This is a genomic window from Arthrobacter sp. 10T425 (assembly GCF_056393985.1).
This window is the reverse complement of the sequence record NZ_JBFTGZ010000037.1, coordinates 1-747: the sequence shown is the minus strand read 5'-3', so window position 1 is coordinate 747 and position 747 is coordinate 1. Positions and strand designations below refer to the sequence as shown.

The following is a 747-nucleotide window of genomic DNA, read 5'->3' as shown; positions in this document are numbered from 1 at the left end:
GTTTCATCGCCGTGGATCTCTGCGTAGGCGACCCGGGAGTGGTCGTCGATGACGGTGTGGACATAGGCGGTCCCGATCAGTGGCCCGCGGTGTCTGCTGCGCGCCTTGTCCGGGGTTCCTGCCCGGTTCCGGTCTCCTTGCTGCCGCCCGACGTAGCGCCAACCGCCGCCGTCGGGGATGTTCCCTAGCTTCTTCACATCGACGTGGATCATCGCTCCAGGAGTCTCATGCTCGTAGCGGCGGATGACCTCCCCGGTGCGCTTGTCCACGTGATGCAGCCGGTTCAGCCGGCACCGGACCAGAACCGCGTGCACGGTCGAGGCCGGCATGGCCAGCTTCGCGCCGATCGCGACCGGCCCCAGCCGTTGCTTCCAGCGCAGGTGCACGACCTTGCGCACCAGCTGCTGCGGCGTCCGGTTCGCCACCCGGTGCGGGCGGGAGGATCTGTCAGCCATACCCGCCTGACCCATCGCGGCGTAGCGGGTCGCCCACCGTTTGGCCGTGGGCCAGGCGCAGTTGAACTGTTCGGCAGCCCGGGACACCGGCCAGCCGTGATCTACGACGAGACGCGCGACGCGCAAACGTTGGCGTGGAGTCAAAGCGGCATTAGCGTGAGACATTGAGGACCTCCTGGTCGCTGCAGCGGTTGTCTAAGCAACTCCACTGTGCAACCGGAGGTCCTCACCTTTAGGTCAACGACTCCAGCGAGTCATCACATTCACCGAACCAACGTCCCTGGGCAGTACA

1 protein-coding gene is annotated in these 747 nt (G+C 65.9%); it reads right to left on the bottom strand.

The genetic code is table 11. The features are described 5' to 3' along the window. A partial coding sequence (locus AC1DDH_RS20380; protein WP_476887980.1) for a helix-turn-helix domain-containing protein occupies window positions 1–620 on the bottom strand: 620 nt, incomplete at its 3' end. Window positions 621–747 lie beyond the last annotated feature (127 nt).